Origin of the sequence: Microcoleus sp. Aus8_D2 (genome assembly GCF_036702665.1) — a bacterium.
In the GTDB taxonomy this organism is placed as follows: Bacteria; Cyanobacteriota; Cyanobacteriia; order Cyanobacteriales; family Microcoleaceae; genus Microcoleus.
The window spans coordinates 1-17,616 of record NZ_JAUBUN010000049.1 but is presented as its reverse complement, the minus strand read 5'-3'; the positions used below and the strand labels follow the sequence as shown (position 1 = coordinate 17,616).

The following is a 17,616-nucleotide window of genomic DNA, read 5'->3' as shown; positions in this document are numbered from 1 at the left end:
AGCTCGCCCAATTGCAGCTACAAACCCGATCGACGCGGGCTTGTATAGTTTTTTGATTCATGTTTTTAAGGATCGAGCGTGAGGACTTTAGTCCTTCTTAATTTTTGGCGGACTAAAGTCCTCACGCTCGATCCCGATCGCCGATCGCCCAATTGCAACTACAAACCTGATAAACTGAAGTCTGTATAGTAAATAGGACTTACGCCTAATCCTCAGAAACCCGGTTTCTTGCCGTATTTCTCGTTACCCAACCCAATATTTTCGCAGAAACCGGGTTTCTTAGCTTAAGTTCGAGTATAAATAACCAACAGACTCTCAATTAGTTGCGATTTAGAATGAGAAAATTTTTAGCATTAGTTGTGTTTGGGATGATAATGGCGATCGCCTCTGTAGCTGTGGCCGCTCAACCTTTGTTTGTCGCCTATCCTCCCGCCAACCACAAAACAATCGCCGATCGCATTTTTCTCATCGGTACAGCCCCGCCAACCGGACAAGTATCGGTAAATGGCCAGCAAATTGCGCGCACCGCAGCCGGCCATTTCGCCCCGACTTTTCCCCTGCAAATCGGCGAAAATGTCTTTAGCTTGCGTTACGAAAATCAGCAAGTCCTCCTCAAGGTGACGCGCGAGTCGAATCAGCCGGAAGTCCCCGCAGGCTTGGCTTTTGCGAAAGATTCCCTGACGCCGAAAGTCGATGTAGCCAGTTTACCGGGGGAATATATCTGCTTTGGCGCGATCGCTCCGGCGAATGCTCGAGTTGCGGTAAAATTGGCTGACGTTGATATTCCTCTCAAAGCGCGATCGCCAGTCGAACTCCCCGACAACAAATCAGTCTTGTTAGGTGAAAACTCCCCCATCAAAAAAGGTGGCAGCCAACAGTATCAAGGCTGCGCTATTACCCCCCCCAACCCCCCCGAAGTTCGGGGGGGCAATGAGTCTAATTCCCCCTCTGCTAAGGTAGAAAAAAATGATTTGGGAGTACCAATATTTTACCTAACAGTGAACGATCAAACTGTCAGCCAACAAGGTACTGGCAAAATTTCTATCCTATCTCCCGCCGATTTAGAAGTAGCAGAAGTCACAGCAGATCCCGGTGTTGCTAGAACCGGGGCGAGTACGGATTTCTCTCGGATGACACCGCTACCCAAGGGAACTCGCGCCACAGTTATCGGGCGCGAGGGAGAATGGATTCGGCTCGATTACGGCGCTTGGATTAAAGCATCCGAGGTGCGAATTGTCAAGGATGCGGTGCCTGCGCGATCGATTATTCGCAGCGCCAGAGCCCGTCAAGTTTCCGGCTGGACAGAGGTATTATTTCCCTTAGAAACACCAGTGCCAGTCACGGTGCAAGAAGGTGAACGCACGTTCACTTTAACCCTGTACAATACCACCGCTCAAACTGACATTATTCGCCTCGACGATGACCCGGTAATTTCGCGTTTGGCATGGCAACAAATCTCGCCGCTGCAAGTACAATACACTTTCAATCTCAAATCTGCCCAGCAGTGGGGATATAAGTTGAGATACGATGGCACAACTTTAGTGCTGTCTTTAAAACACCCGCCGACAAATACCAGCGGGGTGCCGATTTCCTCAGAAAAACCGCTGTCAGGAATCAAGATTCTCATCGATCCGGGACACGGCGGGCCGCAGGACTCGGGTGGTGTGGGCCCCACAGGCTACCGCGAGAAAACAGTAGCTTTAATAGTGTCGAAACTGGTGCGGGAGGAATTGGTAAATCGGGGCGCAAATGTGGTAATGACGCGGGTGGAAGATGTCGATTTGGATTTGCCGCCGAGGGTGGAAATGATTCAAAAAGAAGAACCTGCGATCGCAATTTCCATACACTACAATGCTTTGCCGGATAACGGCGACGCGATTAATACTAAAGGTGTCGGTGCTTTCTGGTTTCACCCGCAAGCCCACAGTTTGGCAATGTTTTTGCACAATTATTTAGTTGCCAAGCTGAACCGCCCGAGCTATGGTGTATTCTGGAACAACCTAGCTATGACTCGTCCTGCCGTTACTCCATCTGTTTTAATGGAATTGGGATTTACGATCAATCCCGAAGAATTTGAATGGATTGTGAATCCGACAGAACAGCAAAAGTTAGCTGCTGCCATTGCCCAAGGCATTACCGAATGGTTTGCCTCCGTCAAATAACAGTTCGTAGTAAGGACTTCAGTCCTTTCCAAAAAGTTAGTTCGCAATCAGGACTTCAGTCCTTCCAACCCCAGGAGATTAAATAAATGTTGAGTTTTAGTCAATCAAAAGCCTTTTTCATTGCAGCGGCAGTTGCAAGTTTGAGTTTTTCACTTTACAGCTTTCCAGTTTTCGGCAAAGAGCAAAGTCTTTCACCGCAAAAAGTAGAAGCTTTAAAAAAGCAAACTCAATGCTCGTTTATTACAGGTGAAGGCGGCGAGGTTAACATTCGCAAAGGCCCCGGCAATAACTACCCGGTTGTAGCTAAACTCAAAAGAGGAGACGGAGTTCGGGCTGTCAGCAGACAAGGTGATTGGGTAAAAATTGCGGCTAAAACTTCTGGGAATCCTCCTAATGAAACTTTTACCATCCTTGACGGTTGGGTGAACAATCAATTTATTAATGGCTGTTCGGAAGACCAATTTGATAGATGGCGGAAGTAGAGTTAGTCTTGGACGAAAGTTTCACAATACTTTGAGGTACGTAGTTGCGCTTGGGCGCTCTAGATCTAAGAGCGCCCACGCGCAACTACGTACCTGATCACTCCCTTATTTTTATGCCAATTCCTGCTGTTTCTAAGTTAATCGCCAGAATTGCTGGGAAACTTCCCCTGCGAATTGTGTTGATTGTCCCCTTTGTGCTGCAAATTGTGGGGACTGTAGGGTTGGTGGGGTATTTTTCCTATAAAAACGGACAACAAGCAGTTGAAGACTTAGCTTATCAGTTAATACATCAGGTGAACGAGGGCGTCGAGCAAAATCTGCAACATTATTTGGATATCCCGAAGCACATTAATCAAAGCCTTGCAGCAGCAATTCGCACCAGGGTTGTGGATCGAAAAAATTTTTCGGGTTGAGAAGGCTACTTCGCGCAGCAACTGCAAATCTATCCCACTGTTAGTAATGTGGCGATCGCCACTGAGCAAAAAGAATTCCTCACTGTCGAAAAATCCCTGGCAAGTGATTCTTTAGTTATCGGAGTCCTGAATAAATCTACAAACTACCACTTTCACTACTATAGCGCCGATCGCCAGGGCAAGCGCATTCAGCTCACAAAAGTCCGTAAAGACTACGATCCGCACCGCGATCCACCTCAAGGGCGTCCCTGGTATCGAACCGCACAGCAGGCGGGTCAAGCAATTTGGCTGCCAGTAGTTAATCTATCGCAGGGAGTCGATCGCCCGATCTTGGCGATCGTTAACCTTTTACCATTTAATGACGCAGAAGGCAAGTTTCAGGGAGTTTTGGGAACCTCGCTGTTTCTACCTCAGATTGCTAGTTTTCTAGATAGTTTGAAAGTAGGAAATACAGGGCAGGTATTCATTATCGACCGCCAAGGATTACTGATAGCCAGTTCCACAGGCGAGACACCGTTTAAGCAAAATTTGGATGCAAATTATTTAAAAAACTTGAATCCTCAAGAGTGGAGACTGGCAGCTAAAAACAGTAAAAATCCCCTGACTCAGGCATCGGTTAATTTTTTATTAGCTAAATTTAATGATTTTCATCAATGTGAATCAAATCAAAAAAATAAATTTGAATTTCAGCACAATCGCTATTTCTTACAATTGAAGCCCATCTCTGCTCAAAGTCAGTTAGATTGGTTGATTGTTACAGTCGTTCCCGGAGCCGACTTCATGACGCAAATTCAGGCTAATACTCGCCTGACGCTCCTGCTGTGTCTCGCTGCTTTAGTCGGGTCTATCGGTACTGGTATTGTTACGGCTCGTTGGATTGCCAAACCCATTATGCGGTTAAATAAGGCTACTAAAGATATTGCCAATGGTGAAATAAATAAATTCATAGAAATTGAACGCGTTGATGAAGTCGGGGAACTGGCAAGTTCTTTTAAGATCATGGTGGCGCAACTGCAACAGTCATTTGCCGATCTCCAATCGTTAAATGAAGCTTTAGCGCAGAGTGAGAGCAAGCTGAATCAAATTCTGGAAGCTATGCCTGTGGGGGTATCAGTTAACGATATTACTGGACAACTGATCTACGCCAATCAAAAATCCCGGGAGTTACTGGGTATCGAAACTTTACTCGCAGCCAAAACTGAGCAATTGACAGTAATTTATCAAATTTATCAGGCAGGAACACATCAGTTATATCCGGTAGAAAATCTGCCTGTCGTTCGGTCGTTTAAGGGAGAACGGGTAAGGGTTGATGACCTGGAAATTAGCCTGCCGGATCGGACAATTCCCTTAGAAGTTCACAGTACACCCCTATTTGATAAAAATGGGAATATTGTCGCGGCAATCGCTACCTTTGCTGACATTACCGATCGCAAACAAGCCGAGAAAATCTTAGAAGCCACAGTCGCTCAAAGGACAGCAGAATTAGCCCGTACCCAACAACGCCTCCAACACTTACTTGCTTCTACTCCCGCGATCATTTATAGCTGCAAACCATCGGGAATCGGAGTGAATTTTATCAGTAACAATGTCCTGCGATTGCTGGGTTGGGAAGCGCAGGAATTTTTAGATGATTCACAGTTTTGGGTAAACCGGATTCACCCAGAAGATAGGGAGCAAGTCTTGGCTAAATTCGCGCGGTTGCCTCAAGAGAACGTTATCTTGATGGAATACCGCTTCCTGCACCAGGATAAGAGGTATCGCTGGCTCTACGAGCAGGCAAAGTTAATCCGCGATGAAGCTGGTAACTCGGTTGAATGCGTTGGTTATGCGGTGGATATTACTGACAAAAAGCAAGCAGAACTGGCTCTGCAAGCGAGTCAACGCCGCTATCAAACCTTAGCAGAAGCATCGCCTGTTTGTATTTTCCACACTGATGCCACAGGTAATTGCATCTATGTCAATCAGCGCTGGAGTGAAATTACTGGACTATCTCTAGAACAAGCTAGCGCGTCAGGTTGGACAAGTACCCTACATCCAGACGATCGCGATCGGGTTTTTAGCGAATGGTACGAAGCCGCCGCCGCCAGAGTCCCCTTTAAGTCAGAATACCGCTTTATGCGTCCAGATGGCAAAATTACCTGGGTCATCGGTCAGGCATTGCCAGAAATAGGCAATAACGGAGATATTATCGGCTATGTTGGCACAATTACAGACATTAGCGATCGCAAACAGGTAGAGCAAGAAATACGCCAATTGAGTACAGCCCTAGAAAATGCTGTAGAAGGAATCTCACGCCTGGACGCGCAAGGACGTTACATTGCTGTCAACAAAGCCTATGCCAGCATGACTGGCTATCAACCTGAAGAAATGATTGGCATGGAATGGCAGCGAACCGTACACCTTGATGAGTGCGAAAAAATGCTCGCTGCTTACCAAGAAATGCTCGAATTCGGCAAGGTAGAAACTGAAACCAGAGGCATTAGGAAAGACGGCTCGATTTTTTACAAGCAACTCGTCACGATCTCCGCCTACGACGAGCAACACAACTTCATTGGGCATTACTGCTTCATGAAGGACATCAGCGACAAAAAACAAGCCGAAGCAGCCCTAAAAGATCAGTTAGCGGTAATCGAAGCGGCTACTGAGGGCATCGCAATTCTCGATGGCAATAGTGAATATGTCTATCTGAATAAAGCTCATGTCACTCTATTTGGCTACAGTGAGTCCAAAGAACTAATTGGCAAAACTTGGCAAGAACTCTACTACCCTGAAGAAATTAGTCGATTGCAGCGCGATATTTTTCCTATCCTATTGCAGGTGGGGCATTGGCAAGGCGAAGCCACGGCTAAAAGGCAGGATGGTACTACGTTTGCAGAGGAACTTTCTTTAACCTTAATTGAAGGAAAAGGACTAATTTGTGTCTGTCAAGATATTACCCAACGCAAACGAGCAGAAAAATTTTTACTAGAAAGCGCACAACGAGAAAAAGCGATCGCTACTGTCATTCAAAGAATGCGCGAAACCCTGGAGATTGACACAATATTCAGAGCCACCACCGAAGAAATGCGCGCTGTTATCAAATGCGATCGCGTCGTCGCCTATCAGTTTAATTCCGACTGGAGCGGACAATTTGTTGCCGAGTCAGTCGGGGAGAGCTGGATTTCTTTAATGCAACAACAAACAAATAATCTTCTGGCTACCGATATTTTTTTGAACTATCCTCACTGCACTCTGAAAACCACGTTGAGAGGCACTCGCGAACCTGTGGTAGATAGTCATATGCAAGAAACAAAGGGCGGTGCCTACAGCCAAGGAGTCAGTTACCGAGTCACCCAAGACATCTACCAAGCTGGATTTAGTCCCTGTTACATCAACCTCTTAGAAAGCCTGCAAATCAGAGCATACATCATTGTTCCCATCTATTGTGGCAGTCAAATATGGGGATTACTAGCCTGTTATCAAAATTTAGATTCCCGTGCTTGGAGCGAGGCAGAAATTAATACTGTAGTTCAGATTGGCATTCAGTTGGGAATCGCTTTACAGCAAGCTCAATTACTCGAAGCCACTCAACAACAGGCTGTACAACTCCAACAAGCGAAAGAAGCCGCAGAAGCAGCTAACCGCGCCAAAAGCAAATTTTTGGCAAATATGAGTCACGATCTCCGCACTCCTCTCAACGGGATTATGGGCTACGCGCAAATCTTGCAGCGAGACAAAAACTGCACCGCCAAGCAACAAAAAGGTGTGGGTATTATCTACCAGTGCACCGAACATTTACTGACGCTGATTAACGATATTTTAAGCTTGTCTAAAATCGAAGCCAACAAACTCGAACTTTACCCAGAAACGTTTAATTTTTATACCTTCCTGCAAGGCTTGTCAGAAATCTTTCGCCTCAAAGCCGAACAAAAGTCAATTGACTTTACTTACCAGGCTCTTACCATACTCCCCAACAGGGTTTATGCTGATGAAAAGCGACGGCGCCAAGTTTTAATTAACATTATTTCCAATGCTGTAAAATTCACCGATCGCGGCAGTGTAAAATTTACTGTTGAGGTGATTGAAACTGAAGCCCCAGCCACAGGTAATGGGGAGGAAGACGCGGAAACACCAAGACACGCAGACACGGCGAGCCAACAAAATTTATCCAGATCCGCGCATTTGGGCGGCCAATTGCCAATTAGCAAAATCCGCTTTCTAATTCAAGATACAGGCGTTGGAATACCGCCCGAACACTTGAAAAAAATCTTCTTACCCTTCGAGCAAGTGGGAGATACTGCTCGCCGCACAGAAGGAACTGGGTTGGGACTGACAATTACTCAGAAACTGATTTCTTTAATGGGAAGTGAAATTATTCTCGAAAGCAATCCACAAATTGGCAGCAAATTTGGGTTTGATTTAGACTTGCCAGTTGCCTCAAACCCGGGCTGCTCAACCTCTGTCAAATCTACCGATCGCGCGATCGTCGGCTATCATGGTAAAAAACAGAAAATCCTCGTAGTCGATGACCGTTCCGAGAATCGATCCGTTGTCGTCAATTTATTAGAAGCGATCGGTTTTGAACTCAACGAGGCAGCAGACGGACAAGAAGGTTTAGAAAAAGCCGTTGAGTTTCAACCAAACTTGATTCTCGCTGACTTAGTGATGCCGGTGATGGATGGCTTTGGGATGATACGGCAACTGCGCCAATTGTCGCAGTTTCAAGATACAATTATCATAGCAGTCTCTGCCAGTGTCTTTGAAGCCGATCGACAAAATTGTTTGGCATCTGGCTGCAACGATTTTCTCGCCAAGCCAATTCAAGCGGAAGATTTGCTCAACAAAATCCAGAGTTACTTAAACTTATCGTGGATTCCCGAACCAGAAGGGATAGAGGAAAATTTTACTGTAGCTGTGCCTCTAGCGTCTAGCCCCACGGAAATGGCGGTGCCGCCCAGAGATGAATTGCTGACCTTGTATAAAGCAGCTAAGGGCGGTAATGTTGAAGGAGTTGAGCAGGAAGTCTTCCGGCTGAAGCAATTAAACCCAGAGTACACTTCCTTTGCTGCGCGGGTGCAGGAACTGTCCGAAGATTTTGAGTATGAAGCAATTGTCAAATTGATCGATCGCTCTTGATTAGGACTTGCATAGAACATTTAAATGTAGGGTACACCATACTAAATGTAGGTTGCGATAATAGCGAACCTTACCCATACATAATCTAGGGTGCTATAAGAGCCTACTTTACGCATATACAGAAGATTCCCTGTCGTTCTAGTAAGCTGTTGCACATTTAAATTGTATATTCGGGGCAGCGTCGAAGCCTACCCCACAAGAGTTGGATTATTTCTGTACCTACGATTTAAAGGCCAACAGCTTACACATCAGAAACACGGAATAGCCAGCACGGCGGGGCATCGCTGTCCGAGCCAAACCGTTTTTTTGTACTTGATTTACTAGCCAAATTCCTGTAGAGAGAGGCTCCAACAATTCCTGGGGTAATTCCTATTTATTAGAAGCATCAGAATCAGCACATTGATTATATTACAGGTGGGTAGGCAAATGTCATTTTATCAACAATATCAAATCGAGTCAAATTTTCAACAACACTTATCTAGCTCGGAGGTAGCTCTAAAAAATAGCACCAAAAAAGAGCAAATTTTGGTAGTAGACGATACCATTGCCAATCTTCAATTAATTTCAGATTTTTTGAGAGAGTCTCAGTTTGAGGTTCGGGTTGCTAAAAGTGGTGTCCAAGCCCTAAAAATTATGGAGACCACTCAGCCAGATCTGATTTTGTTGGATGTCGTGATGCCTGAAATGGACGGGTTTGAAACCTGTCGCCGCCTGAAAGACTCGCCGCAGACAAAAGATATTCCAGTAATTTTTATGACAGCGGTGGATGATGCTTCTAATCCACTTTATAAGGTCAAAGGGTTGGAGCTGGGGGCAGTAGATTACATCAGCAAGCCGATTCAACTGCAAGAGGTTTTAGCCCGCATCAAAACTCACCTGCAACTGCGTTATTTAACTCAGCAACTCCAACAGCAAAAAGACTTACTTGAATCTGTCTTTAACCAATCGGCTGATGCGATTTTTCTAGTCAATTTTGAAACTGGTTTGATTGCAGACTGCAATCAACGTGCAGTAGAACTTTTTCAAGCAACAAGCAAAGACGAATTACTCAATATTCAAGAGGAGAGTCTTCAAAAGCACCGTTTTCCACCACCAGAACTGAGTTCGATTTGGGACGAGATTGAGAGGGAGGGCTTTTGGAGTCGCGAGGTGGAATATGTGACCAAAAAAGGAAAGTTATTTTGGGGAAATTTAGCCGCCAAGCAAATTTATGTAGCGGGCGAGAAAATGAATCTCGTTCGCGTTACGGACATTACCGATCGCAAACTTGCAGAAACACGAGAATGGGAAAAGTCACGACAACTAAAATTGGCATTAGCCGAATTGAAACGCACTCAAGCTCAACTGATTCTCACTGAAAAAATGTCGAGTCTGGGACGAATGGTAGCCGGTATTGCCCACGAAATCAATAATCCTGTCAGCTTTATCTACGGCAATATTATTCCAGCCAGCCGCTACTTCCAAGAAATGCTAAAGCTGATTGAACTTTACCAGCAGACTTACCCCGAGCCCACGCCAGAAATTGAGGCTTTTGTGGAGGATATCGACTTGGGGTTTGTGGTAGAAGATTTCTCAAAACTGATGAATTCAATGCAAGTGGGGGCCGATCGCATCCAGCAGATTGTCCTCTCGCTGAGGAACTTCTCAAGATTGGATGAAAAAGAGATCAAAGCTGTAGATATCCACGAAGGTATTGACAGCGCGCTGCTGATTTTGCAGCATCGGTTGAAGTCAAAAGGATCTGGCCAAGAGATTCAGGTGATTAAAAACTACGCTCAACTGCCTTTAGTTACCTGCTATGCAAGTCAGTTGAATGAGGTGTTTATGAATATCTTGATTAATGCGATGGATTTTTTGGAGTACCAAACCTCTCGGGTAATTACCATCAGTACCTCACTGATTGCGAAAGAAACAGCTATTTCCAACAGTCAATTTGTGGCGATTCGGATTGCTGACAACGGCACCGGGATGAATGAAGCAGTGAAAAAAAAGATATTTGACCCATTTTTTACTACTAAACCCGTAGGAAGCGGCACGGGATTGGGGTTAGCAATCAGTCACGAAATAGTCGTGGAAAAACACAAAGGTTATATCAATTGTATTTCAGTTTTGGGGCAAGGGACAGAGTTTATTTTAGAGATTCCGGTAAAGCAGGTATTGACCGATCGGGCAAAGGTTCGATCGTTCCGAATGCGAGTCCTCTGTTTTGATGAGGACTCGCATTCGGAACGCTCGAACCTGTAAGGATCGCGAATTAAATAATTTACACAAGTTTGTGGGATGTCGGGCCCGTCCTTTCTGGACGGGCCCGACATCCCACAAGAACCATCAAATTGTAAGTTATTTAATTCTCATTCCTAACAAAATTGGTTCGTTCCGAATGCGAGTCATCTGTTTTGATGAGGACTCGCATTCGGAACGATCGAACCTGCCGTTCATGCTTGCATTCTCAACCAGCTAAACACCTGTTCGGCGGTGATATTCAGGGGAATCATTTCGGGTACTGGAAGGACATCGCTACCTTCGCAGAATTGCGGTTGTTGATGGGGTAAAAATGCTAAAATCGATCGCTCTTCTGGATCGACTAGCCACCCCAACTGACAATTATGTTGCAGACAGTGAATAATTTTTTTAGTTACGCGATTTGAGCTTTGTTGTGGCGACAGGATTTCGATCGCCCAATCGGGTGCAATTAGCACATTATCCAACGGTTCGCTGCTCTCATCAAATTGAATTTGTTCCCACAATAGTACCGCAATATCTGGAACAATCGAGCGCCCGCCAAACGTACACCGCAACTCTGGAAAAGCATAAGCTATCTTCGGTTCGATCGCGTGGTGAGGTATACCCACGGAGGCCACGGAGGCCACGGAGGCCACGGAGGCCAGTCGTACCTCATCTTTCTGAAAAAGGCTATATCTTCGGTTCCTCTACCACTTCATTAATGGTACGCAGGAATCGCCCCTGGAGACGAGAATGCTTTGTTTTAGGCTGAGGTTTTTGGATAATGTCGCCCTGAATGTATTCGCTGGCTGGTTTGGTTTCTGGCAGTTTGAGAAATTCTTCAAGAGTAATGCGCTTAATTGCGATCGTCATAAATAAATTCCTCAATGCTACCGATCTTCATTGTAAGGCAAAAAATATTTATCTTGCATGAAACTGGTGTTAAATCAATACGCTTGGGTTAAGGCTGATCTCCCTGGCGCCCCGCTCACGCAGGGGGGGACAAGAAATTGCCCGCAGCGTCCCCGCAACGATTCGGGGGAGTAGGGGGTATGCGAGGGGGCTCTCCGGGGAATAAACATCATTAACCCAAGCGTATTTGGTGTTGAATCGCCTAATTTTGGGGAACAATCTGCTGTTTAAATTCAAATACATTCGGGTTTTTGGGGTCATAAAAAGCCCGCAACCAATGGACGTTGGGAGAACCAAAAGTTTCAACTCTGGTAAAATTTTTCAGTCTGGGGAGTTGAGTTTCATCGGTAAAACGGGGTAAAGGTTTGTCGATGCGGAAATAGTGAGTATCGCCGTGCACGTATACGACTTGTCCGGGAAAATTGCGCGTTTCTGTTTCCAAAGCTGCGATAAAATCGTTGTAGCCGCTTCTTCTTTTGTCAGCCGGATCGAGTTCAAATCCCGGATTTGCTTGTGCAACTAGGATAATTCCTTTGCTGTTGCTGCGTTTGGCTGAGGCAAAAGATTCTTTGATCCAGGCTAAATTAGCCGAATTGCGATCGGCATATTCCTTATCCTGCTCGGGAGTGCGGCCAAAATTGTTGTTACTTCCCGGCATATTTATCGCTAAAAATACAACTCCATGATAACTCCAGCGGACATTTTCGCGGTATTTAGCAAACTGCGGGTTTTCGCTTTGACGGGTGAGAGTTAAGGTACGCTTTCCCAAACTTTGAGTACCTTTGCTGAAGATTTCCCGCAGTTTAGCAAGTCTTTCTACTGGATCGTAACTGCCGTTCTTTTTGCGGTGACAGTCAGTCCAGTCATTATCGCCATAGGCGAGAATAAACGGCATATTGAAATTTTCAAATAACTGCTTTCCCTTAACAAAAGTTGCATCGTCGCAGAGAGTTGAACCGCTTTTGAAATCGCCGTCGTGGACGACAAATGCTGCGGGCGATCGATTGATATCTGCAATCAAATTCGGAAAATTTGCTTCTTGTTCTGCACTGTAGGGCAAATCGCCAATCAAGGCAAATTCAAAATATCTATCGCCAGAATTTTCCGCGTAACTCAAAATACCTAAAGTCGTAATTGATAAAAAAACAATACAAGCCAGAATTAGAGATTTTTTAGTCATTGATTTGGCGGCAAGTAATTGAGTTATTAGGACTTACGCAATCCCAACAAAGAAACCGGGTTTTTAAACAGAGATTGAGAGTTTTAAGCAAATATTTTGGTGAAAAAACCCGGTTTCTGCCCACCCGTCAGTAAGTCCTGCTTATGATATCATAGATGCCGATAAATCACTCCGCTCAATCATGAATTTTCGTCGGTTGCTCTCGGTAATTGCCGTGCTTTCGATCGCAAGCTGCGACATCCAAGCGCCAAAAACCAACACACAGCGTACAGAAAGCCGATCGCCAATTGCAACACCTGCACCGGCTAAACCCAAGTCTGAGATTAAAGAAGCGCAACTAATTGCTGTCGGCGATATCATGATGCACAGTACCCAAACGATCTCGGGCTACGATGCAAAAAAGCAAACATACAATTTTGACAGTTTTTTCGCACCAGTGAAAAGTATCCTGTCAAAAGGCGATTGGGTAACGGGAAACCTGGAAACACCTTTAGCGGGAGAAGATGCGGGCGGATATACGGGATATCCGCTATTTAACGCACCAGTGCAATTACTGGATGCTGCGAAAAAAGCTGGATTTAATATCTTGACAACGGCGAACAATCATGCTTTGGATCGGGGAGAAATAGGGGTAATGAGGACGATCGCGAATTTGGGCGATCGCAAAATTGCCTCAACAGGGACAGCCGGATCGCAAGCAGCGGACGATACGACTTTAATCATCACCAAAAACAACATATCACTAGCCATGCTAGCCTACAGCTACGGCACAAACGGCATCCCGATACCGAAAGGCAAAGATTACTTAGTTTCCCTAATCGACGAAAAACAGATAATCAAAGACATCGCCAAAGCCAGAAAAAAAGGAGCAGATGCGATCGCAATTTCCCTGCATTTTGGCGACGAATATCAGCGACAGCCAAACACTCAACAAAAACAATTAGTTGAAAACCTCTTAAAAGCTGGTGCAGATATCATTCTCGGCAGCCATCCCCATGTCGTTCAACCGTATAAAATCTTTAAATTTAAAGGCAAGAATGGGAAAACTAGAAAAGCCGTAGCAATTTATTCAATGGGTAACTTTATCTCCGGCCAGACTCAAAATTATACAGACTTAGGCGTCATCTTGCAAGTTAATATTCGCAAGACATTTCCTACAAAAAACACAGAAATTACCAGCGTCAAAGCAATTCCGACTTGGGTACACCGCTATACTCTGAACAATAAATCTAAGTATCGCATTATGCCCTTAGAAAAAACTGTCACCCAGAAAAAAGACCCGCTGCTAGCAACCTCGCAGTATCCAGTTTTAAAAGCATATTTACAAGAGATGAACAATCATCTTAACTCCTTAAATACACAAAACAAATAACTAAGGTTCGTAGTGAGGACTTTAGTCCGCAAGAAAGAAGGACTAAAGTCCTCACTACAAACTTTTAAGGAAAAAAGGTTCGTAGTGAGGACTTTAGTCCGCAAGAAAGAAGGACTAAAGTCCTCACTACAAACCTTTTGTGATGAAAGCATATTCGCGGTTCGTTTCACTTCAACTGCTCAATCAGCCAAGAAATCGCCCCGGTTACATCAGCAACCTGCTCAACATTAGGAATCGGCTGCCGCTGCACCATCACCACCGGAATTCCCAGTTCCCTAGCAGCGATAATTTTAGCATAGGTAGCAGCACCCCCACTGTTTTTACTAACAATTGTATCAATCTCATATTCTAATAGCAATTGCCGCTCATCTGCCAAAGAAAACGGCCCCCTTGCTAATAATAATTCACCATGAGGAACAAGAGTATTTGGTGCTGGAGGATCGATCGCCCGCATCAAACACCAAACATCCTCCAAACCCGCAAACTCCGCCAATTCCTGCCTCCCAATGGTGAGAAACACCCGCCGAGAATGCCCCGATAAAGCCTTTGCAGCATCTGAGTGGCTGGCGACTTCAATCCAGCGATCGCCCGGAACGGGCTCCCACGCAGGGCGCACCAGCATCAAATGAGGGACATGACACTCAACCGCAGCAACCGCAGCATTGGCAGAAATTTGCGCTGCAAAAGGATGAGTCGCATCAATTAAAAAGTCGATCGGGCTACAACGCAAAAACTCAGCCAGCCCAGCCGCCCCACCAAAGCCTCCAACCCGCACCGTACCCGTTTTTGGGGTCAAAGGCTGTTGAGTGCGCCCTGCTAGCGAAGATATCACCTCTATATCAGCAATTTGAGAAGCTCTGGCAGCCAGTTCAACAGCATCACCCGTTCCGCCCAAAATTAATAAATGTTTTTTCACCAAATTACTCATAACCGATCGAACCAATACCCGGAATTTTGGTTAATAATGTCTTTATGTAAAGTTTCAACTACCACCACAGATGATTCGCTCACTTTTCACATTTTTGACAGTATTAATTGTAACCGGATTAGTTTGGTTGGGAAATATCGCACCCGCCACCGCACAAGTACAACCAACAGATCTCACTCCTTCCCAGCAGGAATTAGGAGAACTTGTTCAAAAAGCTTTTACGGCTACAAATGAAGGCAAATTTCCCGCAGCGGAAACTTTGTGGACAGAAATCATTGACAAATTTCCATCCCAAGCCGCCGCTTGGAGTAACCGAGGTAATTCGAGAGTCAGTCAAAATAAACTAGAACCAGCCATAGCTGACTACGAAAAGGCGATCGAGCTAGCTCCCAACGCCCCCGATCCTTACCTAAATCGCGGCACAGCCTTAGAAGGTTTAGGACGCTGGGAAGAAGCCATCGCTGACTACAATCACGTACTAGAATTAGACCCCCAAGATCCAGCCGCCTACAACAACCGAGGTAACGCCGAAGCAGGTTTAGGCAAATGGGAAATAGCCATTAAAGACTACAGCAAAGCCTTTGAATTAGCACCAGAATACGCCTTTGCTCGTGCCAATCATTCCCTCGCGCTTTATCAAAACGGGCAAACCAAAGAAGCAATTCGCAACATGAAAAATATTGTCCGCAGATATCCCCAATTTGCTGACATGAGAGCAGCCCTCAGCGCCTGTCTTTGGGAGGCCGGACAGCGCGGTGAAGCCGAGAGCAATTGGGTAGCTGCAGTCGGCCTCGATTCCCGCTACAAAGACCTCGATTGGGTGGCAAAAACCCGCCGCTGGCCGCCAGTTGTAGTTGGTGCTTTAGATAAATTCTTGAACTTGAAATAATCTCTAAATGGTAATTGGTAATGGGTAATTGGTAATATCGTGTCCGATCCTCCATTAACCGCAGTAAGATTCGTTCGTAGTGCGGACTTCAGTCCGCAAAATGCTGCGGACTAAAGTCCGCACTACGAACGTTTTTTATGGCAATCGATCGGGATTGTCGGTATTTTGCAATCAGCAGCAGGTTGGCTTTTTACTTAACTAATTCTCCAATTCGTGCAGCAGTCAACTCTTCGACATTCCTGAAAACTGCTACTGCACCTGCTTTTTTCAGCGCCGCAGCATAGGCTTCACAGCGAGCAGAATCATCCAAAACGTGAGGCGGCAAAATTCCTGCGCCCAGCCAAACTCGATTTGGTTGTAATTCCCGCGCTTTCACAATAGTGTAAATATCTGCAACAGTATCTCCCGCATAAATCACGGGCAAATCTTTGTCTAAGCAGTGGAGTTTTTCCAACTGTTCAATTGCCGCAAAAAGTCCAGTCGGGTCTGGTTTTCCCGGTGCATCTTCCATCGCCACCAACACGGGGGAATTTAAGCCGAGTTTCCCTTCCAAAACATAAGCTGCTTCATCGCGCATCGCGCCACTAAAAAATCCCCAAGCAACGCCTCCAATTGTTAAATTTTCCAGGTAAGCTGGATTTAACAGCAGCGGTTCGTCACAAATGTAACCAGTCCAATTTTTATCATCATTCCCGCGATAGCGACTTTGGAAAAAAGCGACTAATTCGTCATAGTTGAAAGCGAGTTGATTTCGCGATCGCCCAATCCGCTCAAAATAACGGCAAACTAACTCCAAAGACGCCTCCCAGTCATTATTCCACACACCCTCAGACTTCAGAGAGTCGATATCGATCGAATTCGGGCGAAAAGCACCAGCCGTGAAGTGTTCCACCGCATCGGCGATCGCCCGCCGATAAGAACCGGACACATCCCGCACTACACCATCAATGTCAAAAACTAAAATAAATCTGCTCATAACTTAATTATCCCTGTAGCTGGGGCGAGTGAGTGCACAAATTTTATTGGTTTCGGGCCCCTAAGCAGCGGGAAACCCAGCCGCGCGACAAAACTTTTAATCGCCGATGACCCATTATTGAACAGAATGTGCTACGCTTAGCGATTGTAGAAATTTTTAATAAGTTCGATCGGAACCCTGGAGGTTTGCTTGTCCAAGTTCATCTTAAAAGTTCTCTGGCTAGAAGAGAATGTTGCCCTCGCCGTTGACCAAGTTGTCGGTAAAGGAACTAGCCCGCTGACATCTTACTTTTTCTGGCCGCGCAAGGATGCGTGGGAAGAACTCAAAAACGAACTCGAAGCCAAACACTGGATTGCTGACAACGATCGCGTCGAAATCCTCAACCAAGCTACAGAAGTTATCAACTACTGGCAAGAAGAAGGCAGACGGCGCCCGATGACTGAAGCTCAGTCAAGGTTCCCCGAAGTGACTTTTACCGGCAGCAACTAAGCCCTGCTTTAAGTTGCTACCTCTATAAATTGCCTGTGATGGCTAACAGGAGAAGGAGAGAGGGGGAGAAGGCGAAAAGATTTGACGCTTGGCTTTTTCCACCTCGTCCCAAAAATTACAATTTAAATGCGCTACAGCCGATCGATATCTTAAATATCATGCCCGAAAAACAGGTTTGTAGTGAGGACTTTAGTCCGCAGAAATTGATGCGGACTAAAGTCCTCACTACAAACCGCATTTATTCACGGTAATCGGGTTTTGCGCTTGGTAGATTAGAGATTAGAGATTTAAGATTTATTCAAAACAAAGCTCTAAGTAGATAATGTCAAAAAACATCGTATCTACAAGGTACTATTGTTTTTTAGTGCCCAATGACCAATGACTGATGACCAATGACCAATGACTAATGCCCCATGCCCACCCTTCGACTTCGCGAGCGGGCAAGATGCCCCATGCCCCATGCCCCATGCCCCAT

At 45.5% G+C, this 17,616-nt stretch carries 11 protein-coding genes and 1 pseudogene; 8 read left to right on the top strand and 4 right to left on the bottom strand.

Going from position 1 to position 17,616, the window contains the following annotated elements:
• The first annotated feature begins 335 nt into the window (after positions 1-335).
• The 5 genes from QUB64_RS27600 (at position 336) to QUB64_RS27580 (ending at position 10,416) form a co-directional block, all read left to right on the top strand.
• Entirely contained in the window at positions 336-2,162 is a 1,827-nt protein-coding gene (locus QUB64_RS27600; RefSeq protein ID WP_333272204.1) for an N-acetylmuramoyl-L-alanine amidase, read from the top strand.
• A gap of 86 nt (positions 2,163-2,248) precedes the next feature.
• Positions 2,249-2,644, top strand: a complete 396-nt coding sequence (locus tag QUB64_RS27595) for an SH3 domain-containing protein (protein ID WP_333272201.1) — start codon at positions 2,249-2,251, stop codon at positions 2,642-2,644.
• 113 nt (positions 2,645-2,757) lie between these two features.
• Positions 2,758-3,057, top strand: a complete 300-nt coding sequence (locus tag QUB64_RS27590) for a hypothetical protein (RefSeq protein ID WP_333272199.1) — start codon at positions 2,758-2,760, stop codon at positions 3,055-3,057.
• A 48-nt stretch (positions 3,058-3,105) separates the two neighbouring features.
• On the top strand, positions 3,106-8,172 hold the full coding sequence (locus tag QUB64_RS27585; RefSeq protein WP_333272197.1) for a PAS domain S-box protein: 5,067 nt from the start codon (positions 3,106-3,108) through the stop codon (positions 8,170-8,172).
• Positions 8,173-8,598: 426 nt separating this feature from the next.
• The gene (locus QUB64_RS27580) at positions 8,599-10,416 is read left to right on the top strand and encodes a hybrid sensor histidine kinase/response regulator (RefSeq protein WP_333272195.1); all 1,818 of its coding nucleotides are present in this window, start codon (positions 8,599-8,601) and stop codon (positions 10,414-10,416) included.
• A gap of 191 nt (positions 10,417-10,607) precedes the next feature.
• Here the strand turns inward: QUB64_RS27580 and QUB64_RS27575 are convergent.
• Positions 10,608-11,268, bottom strand: a pseudogene (locus tag QUB64_RS27575) (Uma2 family endonuclease).
• Between the two features lie 241 nt (positions 11,269-11,509).
• A complete protein-coding gene (locus QUB64_RS27570; protein ID WP_333272192.1) occupies positions 11,510-12,487 on the bottom strand; it encodes a hypothetical protein in 978 nt (325 codons plus the stop codon).
• A gap of 181 nt (positions 12,488-12,668) precedes the next feature.
• On the opposite strand from QUB64_RS27570, the gene QUB64_RS27565 reads away from it, so the two are divergent.
• Positions 12,669-13,859 (top strand): CapA family protein, encoded by a 1,191-nt coding sequence (locus QUB64_RS27565; RefSeq protein WP_333272190.1) that lies wholly within the window; start codon positions 12,669-12,671, stop codon positions 13,857-13,859.
• A 166-nt stretch (positions 13,860-14,025) separates the two neighbouring features.
• Here the strand turns inward: QUB64_RS27565 and QUB64_RS27560 are convergent, their stop codons facing one another.
• Positions 14,026-14,787: a cobalt-precorrin-6A reductase gene (locus tag QUB64_RS27560; RefSeq protein WP_333272188.1), complete on the bottom strand. Its 762-nt coding sequence runs from the start codon at positions 14,785-14,787 to the stop codon at positions 14,026-14,028.
• Between the two features lie 70 nt (positions 14,788-14,857).
• On the opposite strand from QUB64_RS27560, the gene QUB64_RS27555 reads away from it, so the two are divergent.
• A complete protein-coding gene (locus QUB64_RS27555; RefSeq protein WP_333272185.1) occupies positions 14,858-15,676 on the top strand; it encodes a tetratricopeptide repeat protein in 819 nt (272 codons plus the stop codon).
• 190 nt (positions 15,677-15,866) lie between these two features.
• Here QUB64_RS27555 and QUB64_RS27550 read toward each other — a convergent pair whose 3' ends face one another.
• Complete coding sequence (locus tag QUB64_RS27550) at positions 15,867-16,652, bottom strand: TIGR01548 family HAD-type hydrolase (RefSeq protein WP_333272183.1); 786 nt, start codon at positions 16,650-16,652, stop codon at positions 15,867-15,869.
• A 177-nt stretch (positions 16,653-16,829) separates the two neighbouring features.
• Here QUB64_RS27550 and QUB64_RS27545 point away from each other — a divergent pair, with 177 nt between their 5' ends.
• Entirely contained in the window at positions 16,830-17,141 is a 312-nt protein-coding gene (locus QUB64_RS27545; protein WP_293146632.1) for a 30S ribosomal protein PSRP-3, read from the top strand.
• The last annotated feature ends 475 nt before the right edge of the window (positions 17,142-17,616 follow it).